Annotated in this window: 20 protein-coding genes; 8 read left to right on the top strand and 12 right to left on the bottom strand. The window is 68.9% G+C overall.

Annotated features, from left to right (window positions below; genetic code table 11):
* Positions 1 to 121 precede the first annotated feature (121 nt).
* A complete protein-coding gene (locus AO398_RS05930) occupies positions 122 to 856 on the top strand; it encodes a methyltransferase domain-containing protein (protein WP_058191102.1) in 735 nt (244 codons plus the stop codon).
* 52 nt (positions 857 to 908) lie between these two features.
* The gene (locus AO398_RS05925) at positions 909 to 1,625 is read left to right on the top strand and encodes a MarC family protein (protein ID WP_058191101.1); all 717 of its coding nucleotides are present in this window, start codon (positions 909 to 911) and stop codon (positions 1,623 to 1,625) included.
* Positions 1,626 to 1,632: 7 nt separating this feature from the next.
* Here the strand turns inward: AO398_RS05925 and AO398_RS05920 are convergent, their stop codons facing one another.
* Positions 1,633 to 2,685: a hypothetical protein gene (locus AO398_RS05920; protein WP_058191100.1), complete on the bottom strand. Its 1,053-nt coding sequence runs from the start codon at positions 2,683 to 2,685 to the stop codon at positions 1,633 to 1,635.
* Between the two features lie 1,034 nt (positions 2,686 to 3,719).
* Between AO398_RS05920 and AO398_RS05915 the strand changes: the two genes are divergently transcribed.
* Together AO398_RS05915 and AO398_RS05910 are read left to right on the top strand one after the other, a co-directional pair.
* Entirely contained in the window at positions 3,720 to 4,556 is an 837-nt protein-coding gene (locus AO398_RS05915) for an ArsA-related P-loop ATPase (protein WP_058191099.1), read from the top strand.
* Complete coding sequence (locus AO398_RS05910; protein ID WP_058191098.1) at positions 4,553 to 4,990, top strand: hypothetical protein; 438 nt, start codon at positions 4,553 to 4,555, stop codon at positions 4,988 to 4,990. The genes AO398_RS05915 and AO398_RS05910 overlap by 4 nt, the downstream gene beginning before the upstream one ends.
* A gap of 14 nt (positions 4,991 to 5,004) precedes the next feature.
* Here AO398_RS05910 and AO398_RS05905 read toward each other — a convergent pair whose 3' ends face one another.
* The 5 genes from AO398_RS05905 to AO398_RS05885 all read right to left on the bottom strand — a co-directional run bounded on the left by AO398_RS05905 (position 5,005) and on the right by AO398_RS05885 (position 12,741).
* Positions 5,005 to 6,048, bottom strand: coding sequence for a cytochrome c peroxidase (locus AO398_RS05905; RefSeq protein WP_058191097.1), 1,044 nt, complete (start codon positions 6,046 to 6,048; stop codon positions 5,005 to 5,007).
* Positions 6,049 to 6,191: 143 nt separating this feature from the next.
* The gene (gene pbpC, locus AO398_RS05900) at positions 6,192 to 8,213 is read right to left on the bottom strand and encodes a penicillin-binding protein 1C (RefSeq protein WP_244498679.1); all 2,022 of its coding nucleotides are present in this window, start codon (positions 8,211 to 8,213) and stop codon (positions 6,192 to 6,194) included.
* A 201-nt stretch (positions 8,214 to 8,414) separates the two neighbouring features.
* Complete coding sequence (locus AO398_RS05895; RefSeq protein WP_244498675.1) at positions 8,415 to 8,693, bottom strand: hypothetical protein; 279 nt, start codon at positions 8,691 to 8,693, stop codon at positions 8,415 to 8,417.
* A 103-nt stretch (positions 8,694 to 8,796) separates the two neighbouring features.
* The gene (locus tag AO398_RS05890) at positions 8,797 to 12,210 is read right to left on the bottom strand and encodes an acyl-[ACP]--phospholipid O-acyltransferase (protein WP_058191094.1); all 3,414 of its coding nucleotides are present in this window, start codon (positions 12,208 to 12,210) and stop codon (positions 8,797 to 8,799) included.
* Between the two features lie 270 nt (positions 12,211 to 12,480).
* Complete coding sequence (locus AO398_RS05885; RefSeq protein WP_058191093.1) at positions 12,481 to 12,741, bottom strand: hypothetical protein; 261 nt, start codon at positions 12,739 to 12,741, stop codon at positions 12,481 to 12,483.
* 193 nt (positions 12,742 to 12,934) lie between these two features.
* Between AO398_RS05885 and AO398_RS05880 the strand changes: the two genes are divergently transcribed.
* Together AO398_RS05880 and AO398_RS05875 are read left to right on the top strand one after the other, a co-directional pair.
* A complete protein-coding gene (locus AO398_RS05880; RefSeq protein WP_058191092.1) occupies positions 12,935 to 13,954 on the top strand; it encodes an SDR family oxidoreductase in 1,020 nt (339 codons plus the stop codon).
* Between the two features lie 114 nt (positions 13,955 to 14,068).
* Positions 14,069 to 14,944: an MBL fold metallo-hydrolase gene (locus tag AO398_RS05875; protein WP_058191091.1), complete on the top strand. Its 876-nt coding sequence runs from the start codon at positions 14,069 to 14,071 to the stop codon at positions 14,942 to 14,944.
* On the opposite strand, the gene AO398_RS05870 is transcribed toward AO398_RS05875, so the two are convergent.
* The 3 genes from AO398_RS05870 to nthA are packed head-to-tail and all read right to left on the bottom strand — an operon-like array spanning position 14,932 to position 16,555.
* Positions 14,932 to 15,255, bottom strand: coding sequence for a nitrile hydratase accessory protein (locus AO398_RS05870; protein WP_058191090.1), 324 nt, complete (start codon positions 15,253 to 15,255; stop codon positions 14,932 to 14,934). The genes AO398_RS05875 and AO398_RS05870 overlap by 13 nt on opposite strands.
* Positions 15,252 to 15,911 carry a nitrile hydratase subunit beta gene (gene nthB, locus AO398_RS05865; protein ID WP_058191089.1) on the bottom strand — a complete coding sequence of 220 codons (660 nt, stop codon included), beginning with the start codon at positions 15,909 to 15,911 and terminating at the stop codon, positions 15,252 to 15,254. Before nthB ends, AO398_RS05870 begins: the two co-directional genes overlap by 4 nt.
* Entirely contained in the window at positions 15,908 to 16,555 is a 648-nt protein-coding gene (nthA, locus tag AO398_RS05860) for a nitrile hydratase subunit alpha (RefSeq protein WP_058191088.1), read from the bottom strand. The genes nthB and nthA overlap by 4 nt, the downstream gene beginning before the upstream one ends.
* 197 nt (positions 16,556 to 16,752) lie before the next feature.
* On the opposite strand from nthA, the gene AO398_RS05855 reads away from it, so the two are divergent.
* Positions 16,753 to 17,454 carry a sigma-70 family RNA polymerase sigma factor gene (locus tag AO398_RS05855; protein ID WP_058191087.1) on the top strand — a complete coding sequence of 234 codons (702 nt, stop codon included), beginning with the start codon at positions 16,753 to 16,755 and terminating at the stop codon, positions 17,452 to 17,454.
* Between the two features lie 106 nt (positions 17,455 to 17,560).
* On the opposite strand, the gene AO398_RS05850 is transcribed toward AO398_RS05855, so the two are convergent.
* Entirely contained in the window at positions 17,561 to 17,809 is a 249-nt protein-coding gene (locus AO398_RS05850) for a hypothetical protein (RefSeq protein WP_058191086.1), read from the bottom strand.
* A 119-nt stretch (positions 17,810 to 17,928) separates the two neighbouring features.
* Here AO398_RS05850 and AO398_RS05845 point away from each other — a divergent pair, with 119 nt between their 5' ends.
* Positions 17,929 to 20,259 (top strand): FdhF/YdeP family oxidoreductase, encoded by a 2,331-nt coding sequence (locus AO398_RS05845; protein WP_058191085.1) that lies wholly within the window; start codon positions 17,929 to 17,931, stop codon positions 20,257 to 20,259.
* A gap of 12 nt (positions 20,260 to 20,271) precedes the next feature.
* Here the strand turns inward: AO398_RS05845 and AO398_RS05840 are convergent, their stop codons facing one another.
* Positions 20,272 to 21,663, bottom strand: coding sequence for an amidase (locus AO398_RS05840; protein WP_058191141.1), 1,392 nt, complete (start codon positions 21,661 to 21,663; stop codon positions 20,272 to 20,274).
* A gap of 5 nt (positions 21,664 to 21,668) precedes the next feature.
* Entirely contained in the window at positions 21,669 to 23,270 is a 1,602-nt protein-coding gene (locus AO398_RS05835; protein WP_058191140.1) for an ABC transporter substrate-binding protein, read from the bottom strand.
* Positions 23,271 to 23,280 lie beyond the last annotated feature (10 nt).

The following is a 23,280-nucleotide window of genomic DNA, read 5'->3' as shown; positions in this document are numbered from 1 at the left end:
GCCGTGAACCGGCGGCGATCAGGCCCGGTTCCGTTGGTGTAACATCCCAAGATGCTTGCCGCGGGCACCGCGGCCCACCATTGAGTCGGAATCGTCGTTCCGGACTCGGTCCTGTTCTTCCATGCGTCTCGACGTCAACGGTTTGCGCGCCTTCTACGCCAGCCCCCTGGGGGTCGAGACGCACCGCGTCGTCGCCCGTGTTCTCCACGGGTTTCTCGGCTCGGTGTCGGGACTGAGCGTCCTCGGGATCGGTTACGCGACGCCCTATCTCGGGCCGATCCACTGCATCGCGGAACGGACCCTCGCCTTCATGCCGGCCACTCAGGGTGTGGTGAACTGGCCGGGTACCGGCCGGTCCTGCACGGCGCTGGCCGACCCGACCATGATGCCGCTGCCCGAGGCCGCCATCGACCGGGTCGTGCTGGTCCACGCCCTCGAATCGGTGGAGAGCCCGACGGAGCTGCTACAGGAGGTCTGGCGCACCCTCACCCCCGGCGGCCGGATGATCCTGGTGGTGCCCAACCGGCGCGGCGTCTGGGCCCGGCGCGAGGCGACGCCGTTCGGCCACGGCCAGCCCTACAGCCGCTCGCAACTGGGCCGGCTGATGCGCGACACGCTGTTCTCTCCGGAGGGCTGGGCCGAGACCCTGTACATGCCGCCGGTGCGCTCGCGGCTGATGCTGCGTACGGGGCCCGCCTGGGAGCGCCTCGGCTCGGGCTTGGCCCTGCCGTTCGCCGGCCTGCACGTGGTCCACGCGACCAAGCAGCTGTACCGCCCGGTGGCGGTCCAGCAGGTGCGCCGCGCCCGCCGCCTCGCCCCCGCCCGGGTGCTGGTGCCGGCACCCTCCCCGGGCTGACGCGCTCGCGACGCTGGCCGTGGCGGCCCGCTTGCTCTAGGCGGCGGCCCTCATGAGCATCGATTTCACCATTCAGCAGTTCCTGCTCGCCCTCTCGGGCCTGATCGCGATCGTGAACCCGATCGGCGGAGCCTTCATCTTCGCGCAGGTGACCAGCGCCTACAGCCACGCCGAGCGGGTGCTGTTGTCCCGCAAGATCGGGGTCTACGCCGCCTTGGTGATGCTCGGTGCGCTCTGGGCCGGCACCGCGATCCTCAACTTCTTCGGCGTGACCCTGGCGGCCCTGCGGATCGCCGGCGGGCTGGTGGTGATGTCCTCGGCCTGGACCCAGCTGAACCGCCCCGAGGCCCGCGAGGCGCGCAAGCAGGCGGAGGCTTCGGGTTCGAAGGATCGGGGCTCGACGACCCTCATCGAGACCAGCCGAGATCCTGCGCCGGGGCCACTGGCTGAGATCGCGTTCTTCCCCCTGACCCTGCCGTTCACCACCGGACCCGGTACCATCGCGGTGGCGATCACCCTGGGGGCGAACCGGCCCACGGCCTATGCCGACCGGTTCGGCTTCTATCTCGGCGTCACCCTCGCGGCGCTGGTCGTAGCGCTGGCGGTCGCGCTGATCTACGCCTCGGCCGACCGGGTGGTGGCGCTGATCGGCCCGGCCCGTGCCCGGGTCACCGGGCGCCTGTTCGCCTTCCTGCTGCTCTGCGTCGGGACCCAGATCCTGATCACCGGGCTCACCGACGTGTTCGCGCCGCTCATCGCGGCGCGTTGAGCGGCGCTCAGATCACCGGCAGCGTCCCGAGCCCGCCGAACAGGGCCGCGTGGCCGGCGTAGTAGAGGAAGAGGAAGATCGCCAGGGCTGCGCCGTACCAGGCCGGTGCCAGCACCACGTCCCGGGCGCGGACCGCCATCCGGACATCGTCGGCGGCGATGCCGAGCAGCACCACGATGATCCCGGAATGGCCGATCGCGTCGACCTTGCCGAATTCGAACACCGCCGAGACGAAGATCGCTGCCAGGATGATCGCCGCGACGCGCCGGACCAGCGGGGTCCAGATTAGTGCGAAGGCCAGGGTGAACTCGATGACGCCAGCGGCCTGCATGAACAGTTCGGGGGTGGCGCCGAGCGTCATCTGCGGCTTGGCGGCCAGGAGCGGCGCGGTCCATTCCGGATAGGCCCACTTCTCGATGGAGGCCCACATCAGCGTGATCGCGGCGGTCCAGCGCACGATATCCAGCGGACGGATGTTGAAGGGCGACAGGTCGAGACCGCGGCAGATCAGGTAGACGGCTACGCCCAGGAAGATCGGATAGTCGGCGAGGTGGAACACGCCGTATTGCGCGGTGGCGAAGCTGAACAGGAACACGATGCCGAGCCCGGTGAGCGGCATGGTCCGCCGCCAGATCAGGCAGGTGGCCAGCGCCAGCTGGAACCACGGAATCCAGGCGACGTCGGTCTTCAGTTCCGGGGTCAGAATGATGCCGCCCAGCTCCCAGAGCGAGACGAAGAAGAAGCCGAGGGTGGCGCGGACCAGAAGCTCGGTGTCGGTCCGGATCCGGCTGGTCACCCGGTCGAGGGCGTTGAGCAGGGCACCGCCGAGCGGCGTCCCCTCGGCCAGGCACCCGAACATCAGGCACACCAGGGCCAGCACGGTCAGCCCTTCGAAGTTGGCGCAGAGCACCTGTTCCAGGCCCTGCGGCTGCCCGGCGACGTCATAGGCGCAGAACCATTTGACGTGGGCCTGGGCCTCCCCGGTGGCCGCGAGGCTTGCGACCCCGGCCCCGGCGAGGGCGTACCTGGCTGATATGTGCTTAGTCTTGAATGCTAGCATCGGAGCCTCGCCGGTGCACGTTCACACCGTGGTTACTGGGCTATTTAGATAGATTAATAGGCGTCCCGCCAATGGTTTATTAACGAATATGAGTGGAAGGTTAACGCTGTGGATTCTGCCGGCAAGCCTGCCGAATTCCAGTTGCGCCGTGGATCGGCGGCCCGAAGCCAGGATTGGCCGGCCGCATCCCATCACGGTCTGCGCAAGCCCACACGAATGGGCACCGCGGCAAGAGAAGAGCCTGGCGGCGTTGCCCCCTCTGCGGTCCAGGCCCGGATTATGATCGCCTGCCGTTGGATCGCCGCCGATCGGTCCGGAACGCGCCTCGACAGCCGACGGCCTGAGCCTGCCGAGAAGGCCGAGCTGCGATTTCAGTCGAATCGATGATTATTCGTTTCCGCGCTGGACGTTTGTCGCCTTTACGGAGCAATAATCGGCATTTGCTGATCCAGCTTGGGCATGTGTTGGCAAATAATGCTATAAAAGAGGGCTATTTTGCTCGGTTAACTCTCCGGGTCTGCGATCATAGCAGAGGATAAGCTGTCAACGTCTTTGATTGTAGGCTTGCCTCTGGCCCTCGTCTGGGCGAACTCTCGGCCTTGCGCGACGCTGGCGAGACGAAGACCGGACCGGAGCCCATCGCGGCCCTGAGCCGGCAACGGAGTGCAAGCTGTGAAATGGGCGACGTTTCCGGTTCCAGGCCTGCCCGGCGTGATGCCGGGACTGGGCATCATCCCGCGGGGTCATGCGGCCTCGGCCACCCGTCGGTCCGGGATCGGCCCGCTTGCGCATAGCGGGGCTCGGATAAAGCCGGCTGGCAGCCTCGACACGTCGCGCGCGATCGGACCGGCTGCTTGAAGTTCCCCTGCCCTCTTGTGCCCAACCGCGTCGTCGGCCTGCGGACACCCTCGCCGGGCCGGATCCCCGCGGATCGATCTGATCAACCCTGAAACCCCTGCAGGACCCTGCCCGCGCGCTGCAGCACCGCACGCGCGGATGCCGCCCTGCGCCTTTCAAGCCAAGGAGACCCATCGATGACCGATACCACGCAGCTCAAGGCTTCGGTCTGGTACAGCCCCTCCGAGATCCAGGAGATCCAGCAGGATCTCCTCGGGCCGGGCAATGCGAAGGTCCTGATCCTGTGCCTCGGCGGCAAGGGTGGCGTCGGCAAGACGACCATCGCCCTGCAGATCGCCGATCTCGCCGCCGAGGTCGGCCCGGTTCTGGCGGTCGACACCGACCCGGCCAACCGCCACTTCCACACGGCGCTGATGCGCGAGACCGAGCCGGGCAGCAAGAACTTCGTGCCGCGCCGTCCGGGCGTGTCCTGCTTCCGGCAGCGCCTGCGCGCGGAGGATTCCACCGGCCGCGTCGACCCGACCCTCGTCCAGGACCTGATCGAGCGCGTGTCCGACGCCGCCGAGCGCTTCGTGGTGGTCGATTTCCCAGCTGGCGACACCGAGACGACCCGGCGCAGCACCGAGATCATCGTCGAAAGCTGCCGCGAGGATAAGATCCGCCTCTGCGTGGTCGTGGCCGCGGGCGCCGTCGATCCGACCGCCCTGGACGTGCTCCGGGAATTGCGGCCGCTGCTGCTCGAATGCGACCGGGCGATCCTGGCCAAGAACACCGCTCAGGCGACCAACTTTGACTATCTGGAAGCCTCCGACGTGGTGCGGCAGCTGCGGGCGCAGCCGAACTTCCGCGCCACCGAGATCGAGCGGATCGGCGAGCGCTTGATCGAGGCGCTGCGGATCCAGCATACGACGTGGTTGGAACTGGCGACCACCGCGCCGATGCGCCTGCGCGTCGAGGGCCGGCGCCTGCGGCGCAACTTCCACACGGCCTGGCGCGAGGCCTTCCGTCCGTGAACAACCTCGAGCGGTTCTACCGGACGGTTCACGGCCGGGAGCTCCTGCCTTGGGAGCGGCAGCTTGCCGTGCGCGTCGCGGCCGCTCTCAACACCACCACGGACGACGATTTCGTCGTCCACCTGCTGCTGCTGTACAACGCGACCCACGTCATCAGCGAGATGCACAACGAGCTGGTTGCGGCTCGGGACTCGCTCTCTCAGAGCAACCGGGAACTCGTCCACGACCTGTCGGTGGAAGTGCGGCGCAACACCCGGACGGTCTACGTCTTGCTCGGAGTCGTGGTGGCCAGCGTGCTCGGGAGCGTGTGGATCATCCTCAGCCTCGCGAGTCTGTCCCACCAATACGCGATCAGCGAGGCTCGCATCGCCGCCGCCCTGCAGACGGGCGAGCGTCGGGGGGCCAGCGTGCCCCAGCCGGCGCTGACGCGGTGACGATCCGATTCTTCTTACGGCGCCGGAACCGCCGTCGGGAATGAGGCCGTCGTCAGGTCGGGACCCGTCCCGGTCGACCGGGTCGACAGGAACGCCAGCAGGTCCGCCCGCTCAGCTGCGCTGAGATGGAGCGGCTTGATCGACCGGGAGCGGCTCGGACGGTCGATCCCGCCGCGGTCGTAGAGGTCGATGACGGCCGCCAGGGTCGCGACCGAGCCGTCATGCATGTAGGGGCCGCGCTTGCCGATCTCCCGGAGCGTCGGCGTCTTAAAGGCGTAGCGCAGGGCGACCGAGGTCGGCATGAGGCGGCCGCGGCCGATATCGGTGCCGGTGCCCACGCCGATATCGTGGAACGAGTTGTCGGTAAACGACCAGCCGGAATGGCAGCTGGCGCAGTCGGCGCGGCCGTTGAACAGGTCGAACCCGCGTTTGGCCGGCTCGGCGATGGCGGCCTCGTCGCCGGCGATCCAGCGATCGAACGGGGTCGTTCCGGCGACGATCAGACGCTCGACCGCGTCGAGCGCCGCCTCGAGCCGGTCACGGGTGATGGCCGGATCTTTGAAGGCGGTGGCGAAGGCGGCCGCGTAGCTCGCATCGGCGGAGAGCCGGGCGAGCGCATCCGCCATCGGCAGATTCATGTTGGCAGGCGACGTCATCGGCATGGCGGCGACGGTTTCGAGGGTCCGGAACTTCCCGTCCCACCCGAGTGGGCCATCCTGCCAGGCGACGTTGATGAGGGTCGGCGTGCGCAGGTCCATGTCACCCTGCATCCGGGTCGCAGCGCGCGCACGCCCGTCGCCCCAGGCGAGATCTGGGATGTGGCAGGTTGCGCAGGCGCGGGTGCCGTCGCCGGACAAGATCGGATCGAAGAATAGCCGCCGGCCCAACTCGGCCTTGGCGGCGGAATAGGGGTTCTCACTGGGGAACGGGATCTCGGCGGGCGGCCGATAGGTCTCACGCCAGCTGGCTCGGCGCGGATCGCCACCGCTTCCGAGTCCCGCCGTTACACCGACCAATCCGAGAAGCACCGCGATCGCGGCGCCGACCTTCCAAGCCATCACCGACCTCACCGGTGAGCTTTAGACCGGTATTCGTTGACGACCGATGAATCCGAATAGAAAGATTGGGCCACGCGAGCGTATTGGTGGCTGCAGAATGACGCACCCAGGCATGTTCGTCGCGAAATCTCTAATCCGCGACGTCACTCCAGCCGGATGGAGACGCTGTCGCTCGCCCCCGTTGCATCGAGAACCGAGATCCGGACGAATCCGGCTCCGTCCGGGACCCACTCGGCCCGGCGCCGCGCCGTCTGCGCCACCGGCTGGCCGTCGACCAGCCAGGTCAGCGGCGGCACCCCGCCGAGCGCCTTGAGGGCGAGACCGGGGCCTGCGGGCTCGCGCTCCTCCGCGTGCTCGCCCGCGAGGCCGAGATCGATCCGGGCCCCGTCCGGGGGATAGGCGATCTTGAGCGCCGGGCCCTGCATGTCCACGCCGTCGCGCTGCAGGCGGCGCAGCGGCGGCGGCAGACTAAGCGATGCGGCTGCGCTCAGTACGTTGGCGGGCTGCGGAATCGGCTCGGGCTCGGTGCCGAGCCGCGCGAAGGCATCGAACAGGATCGGGGCGGCGGCCATGCGGCCGACGAGGCCGGGCACCGGTGCGCCGTCGGGACGCCCGATCCAGGCCACCATCGTGACGCGCCGGTCGAACCCCGCCGCCCAAGCGTCACGGTAGCCGAAGGAGGTCCCGGTCTTGTAGGCGATGCGGTTCGGCAGCGCGTTCTCGGGCGGCGGCGTTCCGCGAAGGATATCGGCGATGTACCAGGCCGCCACCGGCTCGCTGATCCGGTGCTCTGGGCCGGTCGCGGTGGAATCCCCAGCCCGGCGCAGGATGTCCGGGACCGTCCCGCCCCGGGCGAGCCCCGCATAGAGCCGGGCGAGGTCGGTCAGGGTGATGCCGAGGCCGCCCAGGGCCACCGGCAGGCCCGGCGCCGCCTCGCGGGGGAGCTGGATGGCGGCGCCTGCCGCCCGCAGCCGGGCGATGAAGCGCGCCGGCCCCACCGCCTCCATCAGCGCTACCGCGGGCACGTTGAGCGAGAGTTGCAGGGCGCGCCTTGCGGTGACCGTCCCCTGGAAGGTCAAGTCGAAATTCTCCGGCGCGTAGCTCGCTGAGAACCGCGCCGGGCGGTCCTCCAGCAGCGTCTCGGGATGGGCGAGGCCGCTCTCGAAGGCCAGGGCGTAGACGAAGGGTTTCAGGGCCGAGCCCGGCGAGCGGACCGCCAGGGTCATGTCGATCGCCCCGCGCCGGGTCGGGTCGAGGTAGCCGGCGCTGCCGACATGGGCGAGGACCCGGCCGTCGCGGTTGTCGAGCACCAGGATCGCGGCCGACAGGGCCGGTCCCGCCACGGCGGCGCGCTCGGCCGCCAGGGCCTCCAGCTGCGCCTGGAGGCGGCCGTCGATGGACAAGCGGATCACCGGCGCCCCGGGCCCGGCTGCCACCGCCTCCTCGGCGGCGTGGGCGGCGAGCATCGGGAACGGCTTGCGTTCGGTCGGCACCGGCTCCGCCTTGGCGGCCGCGGCCTCCGCCGGGGTGAGGACGCCCCGGCGCGCCGTCAGGTCGAGCACCCGGTCGCGGGCGGCCCGGGCGCGGCCGGGGAACCGGTCCGGCCGGCGGGTCTCTGGGGATTGCGGCAGGGCGACCATCAGAGCCGCCTGCCCCGCCGTGAGATGCGCCGGCTCCCGCCCGAAATAGGAAAGGCTCGCTGCCCGCACGCCTTCGAGCGGGCCGCCATAGGGGGCGAGCGCCAGGTAGAGATCGAGGAGCGCCGCCTTGCCGAGCTGGCGCTCCAGCGCCAGCGCCCGCACGATCTGGCGGAGCTTGGCCTCCAGCGAGCGCCCGTGGCGCGGCTCGACCAGGCGGGCGACCTGCATCGACAGGGTCGAGCCGCCGGAGAGGATCCGCCCATGGGCCAGCCATTGCCCGGCGGCGCGCAGAATCGCCACCGGGTCGACGCCCGGATGGGATCCGAAGCGACGGTCCTCGTAGGCGAGCAGCATCGCCCGGTAGCGTGGATCGACGGTCGCGGCGGTGACCGGCAGGCGCCATCGGCCGTCCGCGGTGGCGAAGGGGCGCAGCAGCGTGTCGGACCGGTCGAGCACCACGGTCGAGCGCGCCGAGGCCGCCGCGAGGTCGAGGGGTGGCAAAGCCGCGGCGTAGGGCCAGAGCATCCCGGCACCGCCGGCCAGGAGCCCCAGCACGAGCGCCGCGATCCCGAGGCTCACCCCAGTGACGCGGTGCTGGCGGCACCGGGACGATGCTGCGGCGCTCGGATCAACCCTGTGGTCCGGCACGCATCCTCCTGGTCCGGAGTCTCCCGGGGACCACAGATTCACCGATCTGCCGGCGCCGGCAAGTCCCGGGGTTTCGGCTCAGCCGATGCCGACGCCGCGCATGCCCGGGAAGGTCGGCCGGCTCACCGGCCCCAGCCGGATCGGGAAAGGGACGACGTTGGAGGATAGAATTGCGGGCTCGGCTTCGAGGTTCTGCGGCGCGGGCTTGCGGGTCTTGACGGGTTTTGCCCAGCGCTCGATCCGCTTGAAATAGGCCCGCCGGGTCAGCCAGATCGGAAATCGCCTGCCTTTGAGCATGTTCAACTCCTCGTCGACACGTGCACGAATCGCGAAATCCAGTCGACGAATCTCAATCACTGAGGATTGATCGAATCATGACTGTATTCCCGATACCATGCGATCGCGCCGGCGCCCGCATCCCCTGTTTGGGGGACGCGGGTCGGGCGGACAAGACGGCCGCTCAGGCGGCGGCCGATTCCCGAGCGCGCTCCAGCGCGAGTTTGACGACGGAGACCTGATCGACCTTGCCGCTGCCGAGCATCGGGATCGCGTCCAGCACCACCACCTCGGCGGGGATCGCCACGTCCGAGGCGCCGCGCTCCTTGGCGAAACTCTGGTAGGCGGCGCGCGTCGCGCCCGTCTCCTGGGTGAACAGCACCAGCCGCTCGCCCTTGCGCACATCCGGCACGGCCGCCACCGCGCTCGGATGGTTCGGCCAGAGTTCGGCTGCGAGCGCTTCGATGCCGGCCAGCGACACCATTTCGCCGGCGATCTTGGCGAAGCGCTTGGCCCGGCCCTTGATCGTGACGAAGTCCATGGCGTCGATCGCCACGATGTCGCCGGTGTCGTGCCAGCCGTCCGGCGGCGGCTCCAGCACGCCGGGCTTCTCCGCCCGCAGATAGCCCAGCATGATGTTCGGTCCCCGGAGGGAGAGGCGTCCGCCCTCTGCGATCCCGGGTACCGGCTCCAGGCGGGTCTCAATGCCGGGCAGGATCCGGCCGACCGTACCGAAGCGGTTGAACATCGGCGTGTTCAGGGCCACCACGGGCCCGCACTCGGTCACGCCGTAGCCCTCGAGGATCCGCAGCCCGAATTTCTCGCCCCAGGTCTTGCGGGTGGATTCCTTCACGGCTTCGGCGCCGGCCACCACGTAGCGGAGCGAGCGCAGGTCGTAGGAATGCGCGGCCCGGGCATAGCCGGTGAGGAACGTGTCGGTGCCGAACAGGACCGTGCTGTTTGAGCCGTAGATCAGCTCCGGGACGATCCGGTAGTGCAGCGGCGACGGGTAGAGATAGACCGGCACCCCCGAGACCAAGGGCAGGACCAGGCCGGCGGTCAGCCCGAAGGCGTGGAAGACCGGCAGGACGTTGAACACCTTGTCGGTCGGGCCGAAATCGATCCGGGCCGCCACCTGGGCCACGTTGGCGAGCATGCAGCGGTTGGCGAGCACCACGCCCTTGGGCGTGCCCTCGCTGCCCGAGGTGAACAGCACCGCGGCCGGATCCTCACCTTTGCGCTTCACCAGGGGTTTGCGCCCGGCCAGCAGGGCGCGGATCTTGTCCGGCGTCGTGACGGTGGCGCGCACGTCCTCCAGGTAGACCAGCTCCACCGATCCCTTGATGGCCTCGATCAGGGTGCCGAGCCGTCCCTTCTCGATGAAGGCCCGGGAAGTCAGGATCCTGTCGACCTGCGCCGCCCGGCACGCCGAAAGCACGTTGGCCGCCCCGGCGGAGAAGTTGATCATCGCCGGCACCCGGCCCGCCGAGGCGAGGGCGAACAGGGTCACGGCCGCGCCGTTGGCGTTGGGCAGCATCACACCGATCCGGCCGCCCTCCGGCACAAGCGGCATCAGCTTGCGGCCGAGCACGTTCGCGCCGAGCACCAGCCGGCTGTAGCTCATGCGACCGGTGACCGGGTCCTCGAGCGCGGTGCGGCGCCAGCCGTGGCGGTCGCCGGCATCGATCAGCGCCGCCATCAGGCCGCGGTTCGTGTCGGCGGTGCGGAACAGCAGGTCCGACATGATGCCGTAGAGGGCCGCGCCGGCGGCGCGGCGCCGGGCCTTGCCCCGCAGGGTGTCGTCCACCCTCAGCCGCACCGGCGGCAGCACCGTCACGGTCACCTTGGGCCACCAGCGGCGGCGGACCTGCCCGCGGGACAGGCGCGAGAAGGCGGTGCGCTCCAGCCCGTCGATCTTCACGGGCACCACCATGGCGCCCGACTTGTCGGCGATGAGCCCGGCGCCGTCATAGACCTTCATCAGGCTGCCCGTGACGGTGAGCCGGCCCTCGGGGAAGATGATCAGCGTCTCGCCGCTCTTGACCGCGTTGATCAGCGTCCGCGTCGCGAGCGGACGGGTCGGGTCGAGCGGCATCGCCTTGGTGACCCGCAGGAACGGCCGCACCCACCAGCGCTGGGCGATGCCGCTGTCGACTGCGAAGACCGGCTCCTGGTCGAGCAGCGACAGGGCCAGCGGCGCGTCGAGGAACGAGACGTGGTTGAGCGCCAGGATGCAGTTCGGCCCGGCCGCCGCGACGTTGTCGAGCCCGCGGACCTCCAAGCGGTAGAAGGCCCGGAACAGGATCGAGAGCGCGTCCCGGAACGGGCTGGTCGGCAGGGTCGCGAACACGACGGCGCCGACGATCAGGTTCAGCACCCCCACCAGGGCGAGGAGGCTGGCGATCGACAGGCCGGCGCCCTGCAGGGCCGCCAGCGCCAGGGTGCCGGCGACCATGAAGGCCGCGGTCACGACGTTGACCGCGCCGATGATGCGGGCGCGCATCGCCTTGTCGGTCCAGGCTTGCACGGCCGCAAAGGACGGGACGATATAGAGTCCGCCCGAGACGGCGAGGCCGAGGAAGCCGATGGCGGTGCGCAGGCCCTCTGCGGTCTGCAGGAATGCGAGCGGGCCGATCGCTTCAGCGGGTGGCGGCGGCAGATGTCCGATCGTCCAGGCGAGGTCGAGGCCGAAGAGACCCATCAGCACCGCCCCGACCGGCGTCGGCAGCAGCACGATCCGGCCGCTGGCGAGCCACGAGGCCAGTCCCGAACCCACGGCGATGCCGATGGAGAATAGCGCGAGCAGCAGGGTGATCACGGTCTCGGTGCCGTTGAAGGCGTCGCGCACCAGAACTGGCAGAAGCGAGAGGACGACGACGCCGACAAGCCAGAACCAGCTCACCGTCAGGGAGCCGCGCCACAGCCGTGTGTCGGCCCAGAGGTCGCGCAGCAGGGAGGCGGTGGAGCGCGCGACGTTGCGGTCGACCTTCAGGTCCGGCGCTCCCTCCCCGGTGGGTGGGATCATCCGGGCCGAGAGCCAGCACAAAACCGCGAAGCCCATCACCAGCGCGCCGAACACCAAACCGGAGCCGCCCATCGCCGAGGCCGCGCCCGCCGCGATCGTGCCCAGCAGGATCGCCAGGAAGGTCGCGGCCTCGACCAGCGCGTTGCCGGCCGGCAGTTCCTCGCGGCGCAGGTGGTCCGGCAGGATCCCATACTTGATCGGGCCGAACAGGGCCGCGATCGTCCCGAACAGGCCGAGCGCCACGAACAGCACCGGCACCGAATGCAGCAGGAAACCGAGCACCGCGGTCCCGGCGGCGAAGATCTCTGCGAATTTGAGCCGCCGAGCCATCAGCGCCTTGTCGTACCGGTCGGCCCATTGGCCGCCCAGGCCCGACAGGATGAAGAACGGCCCGATGAACACCGCGCTCGCCAGGGTGACGAGCACGCCCGCATGCGCATCCGCCTGCCCGCCGATCCCGAACAGGATCAGGAAGGCCAGAGCGTTCTTCAGGAAATTGTCGTTGAACGCCGAGAAGAACTGGCACCAGAACAGTGGCGCGAAGCGCCGGGCACTCATCAGGGAACGGAACATGGCGATCTCTCGGTTCCGAACCTGACTGGCCCAGCCGATGCTTCGAGGTCAAATCGGCCTTGCGTCAGGCGGCGGCTGCGGGGTCGCCATACACCGGTTCAGCCTGCATTCGAACGACAGCGTCATTGCGAGCGCAGCGAAGCAATCCAGTGACGCGCCACGGTTCGGGGATCGCGCGTCACCCTGGGTTGCTTCGCTGCGCTCGCTGTGACGGTTCAGCGAACGATTTCAACAGTTGCTTGCCGGTCCGGCTTGGACGCGAGCCGCCCCTCAGACCTTCCGGAACGTGCGTCCGTGCGCGCCGGCCATCCGGCCGATCCGGCGCTCGAGGGCGTCCCGCAAGGACGCGCCGAGATCGTACGACCAGGTGATGTAGGCCCCGATCGCCGCGCTCACGACCATCACCGCGCTGGCCGCGCAGAGCGGCACGACAAGTAGCAGGGTCAGAACCAGGCCGACCGACATCCGCTCGCCCAGCGAGGCTTGCGGCCAGGGATCGATCGGCAGGGAGAACCGTCGTCCAGAGCGCATGGCTGCGATCCTTGAGGCCGGCCGCGTTTGGGTGGCGCGCGACTACGCAGAATCAACAGCGTTCGTCGTTGGTCGTTGCGCAACGGTTCCAAAATGAGCGGCGGCCGTGACGTTGCGGCACGGTGGTGCGGCGCAACCGGAGGCGGCCACACCCGTTGCCGCAGCGATTCTTAACCGTTCGCGTGAGGCCAGGATGGCACGGGTTGCAGTCGTTACCGGAGGGACCGCCGGAATCGGGCTCGCGACCGCGCACCGCTTCGCCGCCGGCGGCTGGTCTGTCGCTGTGGTGGCCCGCGATCCCGGACGGCTCGCCGCGGCCGAGCGGGCGCTCGCCGCTTACGGCCAGCCGGTCCTGGCGATCGCCGCCGACGTCGCCGATCCTCAGGCCGTAGACGCCGCCGCCGCCCGGATCGAGGCCGCGCTCGGCCCGATCCGCGCCTGGGTGAACAACGCCATGTCGACCGTGGTGAGCCCGGCCGACCAGATCACCCCGGACGAGTACCGGCGGGTCACCGAGACCACCTATCTCAGCCAGGTCTACGGCACCCTGGCGGCGCTCCGCTACATGAAGCGGCGCAATCGCGGTGCGATCATCCAGGTCTCCTCCGGCCTGGCGATCCGGGCGGCGCCGCTCCAGGCGCCCTATTGCGCGGCCAAGTTCGCCGTCTCCGGCTTCACCGACGCCCTGCGCTGCGAGCTGCTCCACGACAACGTCGCCGTCAGCCTCAGCGTGGTCTATCTGCCGGCGGTGAACACGCCGCAATTCAACTGGGCGCGCAACCACACCGGCCATCGCCAGTATGCCCCGGACCCGGTCTTCGATCCGCGTCTCTGCGCCGAGGCGATCGTCTACGCCGTCGAGCATCCGCGCCGGGAGGTCTGGGTCGGGCGTTCGTCGATGATGATGGCCGCCGCGCAGGCGCTCGCCCCCGCGCTGGCCGACCGTAAGGCGGCCTCGATGTGGTCGGCCCAGCTGTCCGACACGACCATCCCCGAGATGCAGGGCAACCTGTACGATCCAGTGCCCGGCGAGGTCGGCATCGATGGGCGGTTCAACGACCGGATGAAATCCACACGGGGCGAGTTTGTCACCAGCCGGACCCGCGACGTGGCGGTCGGCGGCCTTGCCGGGCTCGCGCTTCTCGGGCTCGCCGCCGCTGCGGTGGCGGCTACCCGCCCGCGGCGCGCTGCGCTGCCCGATCGCATGCGCTAGAGAAGTCCTGCAGGTCTCAGGGGCTCTGCCCCGAACTCTGCGAAGGGGCTGAGCCCTTTGGGAGCCTCGGGGACCATTCCCCGAAAGAGATCCAAGACAAAGGGATCCGAGACGATGCCCGGCTATCTACCCTTCGCGGGCGCCCTGAAGCTGCCGGCCTATACCTGCGACAATTGCGGGTTCTGGCAGCGCCATTTCGAGGCGCCCCCGTCCTGCCCGATGTGCCTTGACGCCCGTCACGTGGTCCCGCAGGACGGCTGGCGCTTCCGCACGACCCGGGAGGCGCAGGACGCCTTCCCGTGCCACTGGCAGGAGCTGGAACCCGGCGTCTGGCGGTTCTGGAACGAGCCGGTCTCCGGCATCGGGCCCTCCGCCTATCTGATCCGGACCGAGCACGGCAATATGGGCTTCGAGGGCTGCCCGGTCTTCAGCGAGGCCGCCCTCGACCAGATCGCGGCGCTCGGCGGCATGCAGGTCCTCTCGTCCTCGCACCCGCACGCCTACGGGGCGTTGACGCAACTTCAGGACCGGTTCGACCCGGAGCTCTGCTTGCCGGCCGCCGACTTCACCTGGAGCGCCGCGCTTCAAGTGAGCTGGCCCTACGACGATTTCCTGGAACCCCTGCCGGGCCTGGAGCTGCACCGCACCGCAGGGCATTTCGACGGTCATGCCGTTCTGTACGACCGAGGGCGAAAGATCTGTTTCTGCGGCGACGCATTGAAGTTCGAACTGGATCCGGCCGATCCGCGCCGGGCCACCACGATCTCGGCGCACAAGGCCTTCGTACGCGGCGTGCCACTCACCCCGAGCGAGTTGCGCCGCTACCGCGATGTGTTCGAGCGCCTCGACTTTACCCAGACCTGGACACCGTTCGAGCCCACCCGCAATTGCGGCCGGCCCGAGGTCCTGGCGCTGCTCGAACAATTGCTGAGCGGTCGCCCGCACGCCGCCCCGGTACCGCTCGACAGCCTCCGGGTTCAGGCCCGGTAGAGCGGATCGTTTTCCAGGCGGATCGGTTGGCCGTGCGGCGTCGCAGCCGCGGCGCGGAGAAACGCGTCGGTTCGCGTGGCGACGCTTTCGGTGGCCGTAACCCCACGCTCGGTGAGGATCTTCTCCAGCGTCGCGAGCCACGCGCCGTAATCCGCCGCCCGCTCAGGCCCGTCATCCGGCCGGATCTCCCGGCCGAGCGCCTCGGCCCACTCGGACCAGGTGAACAACTCGGCCTCCTGCAGGGCCACCACGAGGGCGAAGACCTGCGCCTCCCAGGGCGCCGCGAAGGCTTTGGGTGATGGAGTGCTCACGCCGGCTCCAGATAGGGTTCGAAGGCCGCCACCGTGACGGTCCCGCCCGGATCGCCGCTGGGGCCCCATAATTCCTGAGCCGTGAAGCTGACGGTGTACAACCAAGTCGGGTTCTCGCCCGCCCCGTAGGCGTTGGTGTCCGGAAAGACGAAGGTGCCATCAACGCGCTCGACCCGGCCCCGCCGCCCACGGACGTAGCGTGGCAGTCGGGTATGCCCGGTCGGGTGGACATTCCTGGCGATGACGGGATCGCCAACCGCGAAGCGGGCCGCAGCGGCCGGTTCGCGACTGCTCGGGAAGCCGGCCCTGAAGCGTGCCTCCAGACCGTCATGCGCCAGGACCCGCATCACTGGCTTGGACGGCTCGAGAGCGTGGCCTGCGGCGAGTTCGTCGGGCGTCGCGAGACCCGTGGCGGCGACCTGCTTCTCCAGGGCAGCCAGCCAGATTTCGTAGTAGCTAGACCCGAGATACTGGGCGGGCGGCAGTGATTCCCGGGTGGCACGACTGCCGTCGAGGTTCCAGGCGCCGGTGTAGCCCATGGCCATCGCCATCGCGAAGACCCGACGCTCCCATTCGGCATGGAACACCGGCTCATTCGGCTCGGGCACCACCGGCCCGAAGCCGTGCGCGCCGCCGAGGTCCTGGGCGCCATTCATAGCGGCATCTCGGGCGCGGTCGGCGGCATGGAATCCGGCAGGCCCGTGCCGATCATCGCGTCGCGCGTGACGAGGGCGGCCAGGGCCTCCTCGGAGAACCCTTCGGTGTTCGCGGGGCGCATCGGCAGGACCATGTAGCGGGTCTCGGCCGTGGAATCCCAGACCGTGATCCGGGTGGATTCGGGAATCGATACCCCGAACTCGGCCAGCACGCCGCGCGGGTCGATCACCGCCCGGGCACGATAGGGTGGCGCCTTGTACCAGATCGGCGGCAGGCCGAGCACCGGCCAGGGATAGCAGGAGCAGAGCGTGCACACGACAAGGTTGTGGGTCTCGGGGGTATTGGCCACCACCACCATGTGCTCCCCGCCCCGCCCGCCGATACCGAGCTCGGCGATCGCCCGCGTGGCGTCGGACAGGAGCCGGACTCGGTAAGCCGGATCGACCCAGGCCCGCGCCACCACCCGGGCGCCGGCATGCGGCCCGACCTTGTTCTCGTAGAGGTCTACGAGGGTGTCGAGGGCTGCCGGATCGATATAGCCCTTCTCGGTCAGCAGGGATTCGAGGGCGCGGACTCGTGCCTCGACGGGCGAGAGGTCGCTGCCGTGCGGGTGGTCATGCGAGTGCGCGTGGTCGTGGCTCATCCGTCCTCCTGGCGATCGGCATTCTGCACCGCTGCCTCGCCCCCGGCCACTGTCGTTGCGATGTATCAATCATGATCGCCGCGGATGGCGCAATCCTCCGATTTTTCACGGGCGTGTTTGGCATCGGTTCAGACTTGGGGCGCTACCGACGTTAGACCAATTCCAGTATACTCGGCGATCGGGACCAGGATACGCGCATGACTGATGATAACGCGCCGGGGTCGGACGGAGCAGAGCGCGCCGGCGCGACCGGCTACGCCGCGATCATCGGCCAGCACCTCGCTCTGCCGATCCGGGACTATTTTCAGGTTGTCGAGCAAGAGCCGCTTCCGGCCCCGCTTGCCGGCCTCGTCGCACGCTTCGAGGCCGCCGTGGCGGCGTACGGCCAAGTCGTGGCGTTCGATTTCCGCAGCGATATCATCACGGCGCTTCCGTCCCTCCGGACCTTCGCGCTGTCGCTCGTAGGCGACGTGAGCCGGGCCGACGATCTCGTGCAGGAAACCTTCGTGAAGGCCTGGGCCAACCAGGCACGGTTCCGGCCCGGGACGAACTTCACCGCCTGGCTGTTCACGATCCTGCGCAACCAGTTCTACTCGGAGCTGCGCAAGAACCGGCGCGAGGTCGAGGATGTGGACGGCGCCCATGCCGGCCAGATGACCAGCCTGTCCGACCAGGAGGATGCCAGCACCCTAAAGGTCGTTTGGAAGCAGCTCGGGACCTTGCCCGCCGCGCAGCGGCAGGCGCTGCTGCTGGTCGGTGCGGAGGGCCACACCTACGAGGAAGCGGCGAACAAGCTTGGCTGCCAGGTCGGTACGGTGAAGAGCCGGGTCAGCCGGGCGCGCTCCTCGCTGCTCGATACGCTCGGCGTGGTGGTGGCAGGACAAGCTCCGGCGCCGTGACTCGCGGCTCGTAGGCGAAGGCAGAAATCCGACCGATCAACCCGCGTCGCGCAACGCTTCCGTCGCAAAGTCGCGTTGGCGCCGAACCGAACCCCCGGCGACCACCTCACATCCTCCGTTCGACCGCTCCGGCGTGGCTTTGCCGGAGCCGGAACACCGTCATCACCGCCGCAGCCGCGATGCCGGCGAGGATGACGGCCGGGCGAATGCCGGTCCGTGCCGAGGCGCGGCTCAACGCCACTTCCAGCGCTCCGGAAATATTGACGGCACGCGGCACAAGCTGCGTGTGAAGAAAATGCTTCGACACTGACGGGCCGGACGGTTTTTTCAGCATGTAATCGCGGCCGATGACCATATTAACCTCTATCAATGATGTATGTTAGCAGCACATAAATTTCCGGATGCGGAAACTCTTTTAGGAAACACCGGTGGGCGGCAGGTGTTTCCCAGCCTTACAGGCCCGGAGTTCGCCCGTTGGAAAAGCCCACCTTCAAGCCGTACCGTCTACCCTCCGGCGGTTGGGGATCAGCCCTCTCCGTCGGCAACATCCTGCGGCGTGAGGGCGTGCTGGCGAGCGTTCCGATCGCACTGACACGTCACAACAAAGTCGATGGTTACCAGTGCAACAGCTGCGCCTGGGTGAAGCCGGCGAGCCCCCTGCCCTTCGAGTTCTGCGAGAACGGGGTCAAGGCAGTGGCCTGGGAGCTGACCGCGCATCGCTGCACGCCGGACTTCTTCGCCAAGCACACGGTTACCGAGCTTCTGGACTGGGACGATTACCACCTCGAGCAGCCCGGCCGGCTGACCCATCCGCTGCGCTACGACGCGGCGAGCGACAAATACGTGCCGGTCTCCTGGGGCCATGCGGTCGAGGAGATCTCCCGCGAGCTGCGCGCCGTGGAGGACCGCAAGAAGGGCACGGTGTTCTACAGCTCCGGCCGCCTCTCGAACGAGGGGAGCTACCTCTACGGGCTGTTGGCCCGGCTCTACGGCAACAACAACCTGCCCGATTCCTCCAACATGTGCCACGAGACCACCTCGGTGGCGCTGCCGGCCAGCATCGGCCAGGGCATCGGCACGGTGGCGCTGGACGATTTCGGCAAGGCCGACTGCCTGCTGTTCTTCGGCCAGAACCCGGGCAGCAATTCCCCGCGCATGCTGCACCCGCTGCAGGAGGCGAGCCAGCGCGGCGTTCCGATCATCACCTACAATCCCCTGCGCGAGCGCGGGCTCGAACGCTTCCTGAACCCGCAATCCCCCGCCGAGATGCTGAGCCGCAAGGCGACGCGGATCAGCTCGCAGTACCATCAGGTCAAGGCGGGCGGCGACCTCGCGGCTTTGGCCGGGATCTGCAAGGCGGTGCTGGCCCTCCACGACGCGTCGCTCGCCGAGGGCGGTGAGCCGGTGCTGGATGAGGCTTTCATCCAGGAGCACACCCACGGCTTCGACAAGTTCCTTGCCTGGCTCGAGACCCGGGAGTGGGACGAACTCGAGCGGCGCTCGGGCCTGCACCGGGCCGACATGGAATCCACCGCCAAGGTCTACAGCGTCTCGAAGGCCGTGATCGCCGTCTACGGCATGGGGCTCACCCAGCACCAGGCCGGCGTCGAGACCGTCCAGATGCTGGTCAACCTGCTGCTGATGCGCGGCAATATGGGCCGCGGCGGCGCCGGCATCTGCCCGGTCCGGGGCCATTCCAACGTCCAGGGGCAGCGCACGGTCGGGATCACCGAGAAGCCCGAGCTGTTCCCGCTGGACCGGCTGGGCGCGCAGTTCGGTTTCGAGCCGCCGCGCGAGGCCGGCTACAACACGGTCGAGGCCTGCCAGGCGGTCCTCAAGGACGAGGTCCGCGCCTTCATCATGCTGGGCGGCAACTTCGTCCGGGCGATCCCCGATCACGGCCAGATGGAGCCGGCCTGGCGCCGGATCCGCCTGACCGTCAACGTCATCACCAAGCTTAACCGCAGCGCCCTGCTGCCGGGGGAGATCAGCTACATCCTGCCGGTGCTCGGGCGCCTGGAGATCGACGAGACCAAGGCCGGCGCGCAGGTGCTCTCGATGGAGGACACCTCGGCCTGCGTGCACGGCAATCGCGGCCTGCGCAAACCCGCCTCGCCGCACCTGATCAGCGAGATCCGGCTGATCTGCGAACTCGCCCGGGCGGTGCTCGAACCCAACCCCCGGGTGCGGTGGGACGACTACATGCAGGATTATGCCGAGATCCGTAAGGAGATCGGCGAGACGCTGCCGGAGTCGTTCTGGGACTACGAGCGGCGCATGTGGGAGCCGGGCGGGTTCCAGCGCGACATGCCGGTGAAGCGGCGCGAGTGGTGCACCGATACCGGCCGCGCCAACTTCGTCACGCCGAACGCGCTGGACGAGGATGCCGACATGCCGGCGATCGGGCACGACGTGCTGCGCCTGATGACCCTGCGCAGCAACGACCAGTTCAACACGACCGTCTACGGCTACGACGACCGGTTCCGCGGCATCAACAACACCCGTAAGGTGGTGCTGATGAACCGGTCGGATATCGACCGGCTGGGGCTGAAGGTCGGGCAGGCGGTCACGCTCAAGACCTTCGCGCATGACGGCATCGACCGCCGGCTCTCCGGGCTGCTGGTCGTCGCCTACGACATCCCGATCGGCTGCATCGGTGGCTATTATCCGGAATGCAATGTCCTGATGCCGATCTGGCACTACGCCACCGGCAGCAAGACGCCGGCGGCCAAGATGATCCCGGTCACGATGCATGCGGACAGCGACCGCGTGCTCGAGCCGCAGCTCGAATACGCGGCTGGTTGAACCCCCGACGCGTCAGACCGGCGGGCGGCGTCGATGCCAGTCGGTCGCCTGCTGGTAGGCCTGGCCGATCCGCAGGGCCATCGCCTCGTCGTAGCCCCGGCAGGTGATTTGCAGCGACAGCGGCAGCCCGGCGGATGTGAACCCGTTGGGCAGCGCCAGGGCGCAGAGGTCGAGGAGGTTGCCGAAGCGGGTGAAGCGCGAGGGCAGATGCGCCTCGTCGACCTCGGACAGTGCGACGGCAGCGCATTCGGTGGTCGGCGTCAGCAGGGCGTCGATCCCCTCCAGGGCGGCGGCATAGGCGACCTTCATGGCGGCGCGGCGCTGAAGCGTACCGAGATACTCCTGGGCCGAGACTGTCGCGCCGGCCAGGATCCGGGCCCGCACGGCGTCGCCGAGCTGCGAGGCCGGGTCCTCGGCGAGGGCGCCGTTGACGAAATAGGCCTCGGCGTTGGTGATTCCGCTCATCGCCACGCAGTCGCTGAACCGGAACGGCAGGGCGACGTCGACGATCTCGGCCCCCAGCTGGGCCAGGAGATCAAGGGCCGCATCGTAGGCCGCCAGCATGTCGGCGGCGACACCCTCCCGCTCGACTTCCGGCATCCGCCCAAGGCGCAGGCCGCGCACGCCGCGGTTCAGGGTCGACCAGGGCGCGTCCGGGGCGATCCCCCGGGTGGTGGGATCGAGCGGGTCGGGGCCGGAGATCGCCTCGTAGAGGAGCGCGGCATCTTCGACCCTGCGCGCCAGCGGGCCGGGCGTGTCCAGCGTCGTCGAGAGCGGCACGATCCCCCAGGTCGAGACGCGCCCGACCGTGACCTTCAGGCCGGTCAGCCCGCAGAAGGAGGCGGGCAGGCGCACCGAGCCGCCGGTATCGGTGCCGATGCCCCAGGGCGCCATCCGGGCCGCGACCGCGACCCCGGTGCCGCTGCTCGACCCGCCCGGCGTGCGCGGCGTCTCCAGATCCCAGGGGTTCAAGGGGGTGCCGAGATGCTGGTTGGTACCCCAGCCGCCATAGGCGAACTCCACCGTGTGGGTCTTGCCCAGCACGATCATCCCCTGCGCGATCAGTCGCCGGGCGATGGTCGCGGTGCGCTCGGCCCGGCGCGCCCGGTGGGCGGCCGAGCCGCCCATGGTGATCCGGCCTTCCAGGTCGATCAGGTCCTTCAGCACCACCGGGACGCCGTGGAGCGGCCCGACCGCGTGGCCGGCGCGGATCGCCCGGTCGGCGCCCTCGGCCGCCAGACGCGCATCGACCGCGAACACCTCCGTGAAGGCCTGGAGCTTCGGCTCCAGCTGCGCGACCCGGCCGAGCAGCGCGTCGACCGCATCCACCGGGGAGAGCGTCTTCGATCCGATCGCCCGGGCGAGTTCGGCCGCGGACGCGTCGACGAGATCAAAATCAGCCATCGGGATCACTGCACGCTGACGAGGGTGAGATCGACGAACCAGGATTGCGGGGAGACGAAGCCGTGGATCTTCTTCGACATCCCGCGCGGGTTGAGGTCGTGCACGATGAACAGCCACGGCGGGTTGTCCACCAGCCGCTCGTGGGCGAGCGCCGTCTGCGCGTCGATCACCTTCGTGTCGTCGGTCTCGGCCAGCGCCTTGAGGGCGGCATCGAACGCGTCGTCCTTCCAGTTCGGGAAGTTGAAGCCGCCGGGCGGGAACCGGTCGCCGGCGAAGTAGCGCGCCATCACGCTCGGGTCGGACGAGGGTGAGGAGACGTTGAGCGCCATCGAGCCCTGGAGGCTCTGCGCGTCCGGCAGCGCCCGGCTGGAATTCAGCAGCACCTGCCACTCGACCACGTTGAAGCTGAGCTCGACGTTGCAGGCCTGCTTGAGGTTTTCCTGCAAGTACTCGTTCATCGGCATCGGCAGCATCTGGCCCGAGCCCGAGGACGAGATCATCACCTTGAGGCTGAGGGGTTTCTTCTCGGAGTAGCCAGCCTCGGCCAGCAGCGCCTTGCCCTTAGCGGCGTCGAAACCGTAACGGTTCTTCGGGCTGCCGAAATTCGGGTCTTTGTCGTTGAGCCAGCCCGAGGCCGGCTCGGCCGTGCCGTTGAGCAGCTCGACGATGCCGGCGCGGTCGACGCAGTAGTTCAGCGCCTGTCGGACGCGCACGTCCTTCAGCGGGCTGTCCTTGGCGCCGATGTTGAAGATGTAGGGCCAGACATGCGGGTAGGAGCCCGTGGTGATGGCGAAGCCCGCTTGCTTCAGGGACGGGATCGCGTCGGGCGCCGGCACCTCGATCCAGTCGACCTGCCCCGACCGCAGGGCCGCGACCCGCGCATTCGCCTCGGGGATCGGCATCAGCCGGACCTTGTCGACCTTCGCCATCCGGTTCGGATCCCAGTAGCCGTCGAACTTGGCCAGATCGACCGATTCCCGCGGGGCCACTCGGGTGATCTTGAACGGGCCGGTGCCGGCCGCCGGCAGCGCCGCGACCTTGGCCCAGTCGCGGCCCGCCTTCTCAAAGGATTGGGGCGAAGTGAACAGCAGGTAGACCACCATGTCGGGGAAGTACGACGCGACCTGCGTGGTCGTGATCTGCACGGTGGCATCGTCGATCTTCTTGTAGCTCCCGACCAGGGGCGCCCGGGCCCGGGAGATGCCGGCCCCCTGCGGCTCGAATTGCGGGCTGTCGTTCTTGAAGTAGCGGTCGAGGTTCCAGATCACCGCGTCGGCGTTGAACGGGGTGCCGTCATGGAAGCTGACGCCCCGGCGGAGGTGGAAGGTCCAGATCGTCTTGTCGGTTTGATCCTGCTCCCAGCGCTCAGCCAGGGCCGGGATGATGCCGGCGAGCTTGGCCGTGCTCTTGAGGTCCCACTGCACCAGCCCCTCGAATATCGGGTAGCCGAGGAAGCGCATGCCCTCGAAGCCGTTGTTGGGCATCCCCGTGGCGGTGGGGATGTCGGAAGCGGTCATGGCGATCCGCAGCACGCTCTCGGCGTTGGCCGGGGCAGCCACGACGAAGGAGCCGGCGACGGCAGCGGCAAGCAGGCGGCGAAGTTTCATCGGATCCCGT

Origin of the sequence: Methylobacterium sp. GXS13, from assembly GCF_001455965.1 — a bacterium.
Lineage (GTDB): Bacteria > Pseudomonadota > Alphaproteobacteria > Rhizobiales > Beijerinckiaceae > Methylobacterium.
Note: the sequence above shows the minus strand (reverse complement) of the source record. Positions and strands in the feature narration are given on the sequence as shown.